Genomic DNA, 3,053 nt, shown 5'->3' with positions numbered 1-3,053 from the left:
GCTTCCGCCGCGCCGCGTCGTGCGGCCCGGCGAGCAGGGCGACCTCTTCGGCCGAAAGCGCGGACGCCGCCGCAAAGTCGCTGTGCAGGCTGGCATAGGCCTTGGCATTGGCCGGATCACTGTGCCAGGCGTCGAATGCATCGCGATGCCGCTCCGCATCGGGACCCTCCATCAGTGCCAGCCAGTCTTCGGCGCTCCGCCCGCCGATCATCGCTCGTCCCGCCGCGAACGGCGGATCGCGCCGAGCGCCTTGGCCATCTGCTTTTCCACGCCTTTCACGCTCATCCCCTGTGCGGCCGCGATCTCTTCATAACTGAGACCCTCGATTCGGTGCATCAGGAAAATGGTCCGCGTCTTCGGCTTGAGGCGGGCGACCACGTCGGCGAGGCGGCGGATCGTATCGCGCGCCTCGAGCGCCGCATGCGGATCGGGGCCGGCATGATCGGCCTCCTCGAACGGTCCGTGATCGGCCTGCATCCGGCGCCCGTCGGTGCGGGCGCGTTCGGCGAGCAGGTTGCGCGCGGTCCGGACAAGATAGGCAGCGGGACGCTCGATCAGGCTCGACGCCGCGCCGCGGCTCTGGGCGAAGCGGCGGAAACATTCCTGCACGAGGTCGCCGACGTCCTGCTCGGGCGCGCGGCGGCGAATATAGCGTGCGAGCTCCGGACCATGGGCGGTGTATATCGCCTCGACGCGCGCGCCGGCCGTGAAGCCCCGCCACTCGCCGGGCGGCAGCGGGTCGCTTTCCGCGATGTCGCGCCTGTCGTGATCGTCGTCGAGATCCATCGCCTCCGCCTTCCCGCGCATCGGCGGAAAGGCGGCTTTGAAGCCGGGTGTTAAGAATAAGCTTGAGGCTTACGCCGCAGCCTTTGGCCCGGAGGCTTGAACATGCGCAGCGGCCACCCGGCAGGATGGCGATAGGGATTTCGTCTCAAGCGGGCTTCTTACGACCCGGCACCGCGCGCCTCGAGCCCGATGCGCTTTAAGCATAGCTCGCCGTAGCGGCAGGGCAAGAGTCCGCGAAAAAATTGGTCCGGATCGGACGCAAAACGAACGCCGGGCATTCCGGAACGGCGGAAATGATGGGGAGCGCGCCAGGGCCATGCGGGGCGATACGAGGCCGCTGGCGGCGCCGGTCCGGCAAATGACGCCTGCCTCTCGTCGTTTGCGCGGGCGCCATGGTATCGAGGACAAAGCGTGTCCGGAGACCAGTCCGGCTCGCTCGGGATCGCGTGCGTGCCGCGATGGGATAGCGAGAAATGTCGGGGCAATTATGGTTTTTCGGGCATAAACATATTTTATGCTAGAATTCGCATATTGACAATTTATGCGATTTAGCGCATATCCGCTGCAAGGAGGTCGCCATGGCCCAGATCGCCCGTACACCCGCCCAGATGGGAAGCCTGATCCAGCGCGCGCGTCGCCGGAAAGGCCTGACCCAGACCGAACTCGCCCATCTGTCGGGGCTCCGGCAGGAGCATATATCGCGAATCGAGGTCGGGCACGACGGTACCAAGCTTGCGTCGCTCTATGCCTTGTTTGCGGCCCTCGATCTCGACCTGCTCGTCGATATCCGGGCCCGGGACCCGTCCCCCGGGATCGACGATATCTTCTGATGCCCCGCCACCGCGCCCATATTCCACTCGATGTCCGGATCAACAATCGTCTCGTCGGGCAGTTGATCCGGGAACGGAGCGGCGCGACCAGCTTCCGCTATGCCCGCGAATGGCTCGATTGGGAGCATGGTTTTGCTGTCTCGCTGTCGCTCCCCTTGCGCGAGCCGGCCTATAGCGGCGCTTCGGTCGCGGCGGTCTTCGAGAATCTCCTTCCCGACAATCCGCGCGTGCGCAAAAGGCTCGCCGAACGCACCGGTGCCGAGGGCGCCGACTATTACAGCCTGCTCGAACGCATCGGGCGCGATTGCGTGGGCGCGATGCAGTTCCTGCCCGAAGGGACAATGGTCGACGCGTTGTCCGCGATCGAAGGCGACGCCATCGATGACGATGCGATAGAAGCGCTCCTTGCCAATCTCGCCGGCACGCCGCTCGGCGTCGACCAGGACCATGACTTTCGTATCTCCGTGGCCGGCGCGCAGGAAAAGACGGCGCTCCTGTTCCACGATGGCCGCTGGAAGCGACCGCGCGGCACGACCCCGACCACCCATATCCTGAAGCCCGAGCTCGGCGAGATCCCGACCGCCTTCGGCGTCGTCGACATGCAGCATAGCGTCGACAACGAGCATTATTGTCTGTGCCTGCTGTCCGCCTTCGGTCTCCCGGTCGCGACCACCCGGATCGAAACCTTCGGAAAGCGGCGCGTACTCGTTGTCGAGCGCTTCGACCGCCAACGGCGCGAAGAGCGGATTCTGCGCCTGCCGCAGGAAGATTGCTGCCAGGCGCTCGGAATATCTCCGGCGCAGAAATATCAGAATAGCGGGGGGCCGGGTGCCGTCGATATCCTCAAATTGCTGCGCGGAGCCGACGAGCCGTTGCGCGATCAAGCCGCCTTTCTCAAAAGCCAGCTGCTCTTCTGGCTGATCGGCGCGACCGATGGCCATGCCAAGAATTTCAGCCTCTTCCTGCGTCCCGGCGGACGCTATTCGCTGACACCCGCCTATGATGTGCTGTCCGCTGAGGGCGCCTTCGACCGCAAGCAAATCCCGAACAACAAATATAAGCTGGCGATGTCGGTGGGCACGAGCCGCAAATATCGCATCCTCGATATCGCGGGTCGCCATTTCACCGAAACCGCGCAGGAGGCCGGCCTCGGCCGTGCGACGATGAAGTCCGCGTTCGAAGACATATTGGAGGCAGGCGTGAAGGCAGCGTCGATCACGGTAGCGCAGATGCCCGGCGACTTTCATGCCGAAGTCCACCACAGCATCGTCAAGGCGATCGAAGCCCGGCTGCCGCTGCTCGAAACGGCCTACGCATCGCTCTGAAGGCATAGCCGCGGTGTCGCTCTAAAGGCGATGCTCGCGCATCGGCCCGCGATCGCGGGCCGCACGTGGCCGTCGCGGCTCTCGGCGGTGGCCCGGCGGGAAGGGTGGCGGC

3 protein-coding genes and 1 pseudogene are annotated in these 3,053 nt (G+C 65.1%); 2 read left to right on the top strand and 2 right to left on the bottom strand.

Annotation, left to right across the window (positions count from 1 at the left end; genetic code table 11):
- Positions 1–211: pseudogene (locus VN047_RS12585) on the bottom strand (hypothetical protein); the annotation flags it as partial.
- Positions 208–786: an RNA polymerase sigma factor gene (locus VN047_RS12580; RefSeq protein WP_325543172.1), complete on the bottom strand. Its 579-nt coding sequence runs from the start codon at positions 784–786 to the stop codon at positions 208–210. The pseudogene VN047_RS12585 and the gene VN047_RS12580, both read right to left, overlap by 4 nt.
- A 578-nt stretch (positions 787–1,364) precedes the next feature.
- On the opposite strand from VN047_RS12580, the gene VN047_RS12575 reads away from it, so the two are divergent.
- Together VN047_RS12575 and VN047_RS12570 are read left to right on the top strand one after the other, a co-directional pair.
- Positions 1,365–1,616, top strand: coding sequence for a helix-turn-helix transcriptional regulator (locus VN047_RS12575; protein ID WP_325543170.1), 252 nt, complete (start codon positions 1,365–1,367; stop codon positions 1,614–1,616).
- Positions 1,616–2,941: a type II toxin-antitoxin system HipA family toxin gene (locus tag VN047_RS12570; protein WP_325543168.1), complete on the top strand. Its 1,326-nt coding sequence runs from the start codon at positions 1,616–1,618 to the stop codon at positions 2,939–2,941. Before VN047_RS12575 ends, VN047_RS12570 begins: the two co-directional genes overlap by 1 nt.
- Positions 2,942–3,053 lie beyond the last annotated feature (112 nt).

Source organism: Sphingopyxis sp., assembly GCF_035565275.1.
Taxonomy (GTDB): Bacteria; Pseudomonadota; Alphaproteobacteria; order Sphingomonadales; family Sphingomonadaceae; genus Sphingopyxis.
The sequence above is the reverse complement of the archived record's forward strand: the minus strand, read 5'-3'. Positions and strand labels throughout refer to the sequence as shown.

Coding starts and splice junctions, on each gene's coding strand:
- VN047_RS12580 (WP_325543172.1), bottom strand. CDS start 786: ATGGATCTCGACGACGATCACGACAGGCGCGACATCGCGGAAAGCGAC.
- VN047_RS12575 (WP_325543170.1), top strand. CDS start 1,365: ATGGCCCAGATCGCCCGTACACCCGCCCAGATGGGAAGCCTGATCCAG.
- VN047_RS12570 (WP_325543168.1), top strand. CDS start 1,616: ATGCCCCGCCACCGCGCCCATATTCCACTCGATGTCCGGATCAACAAT.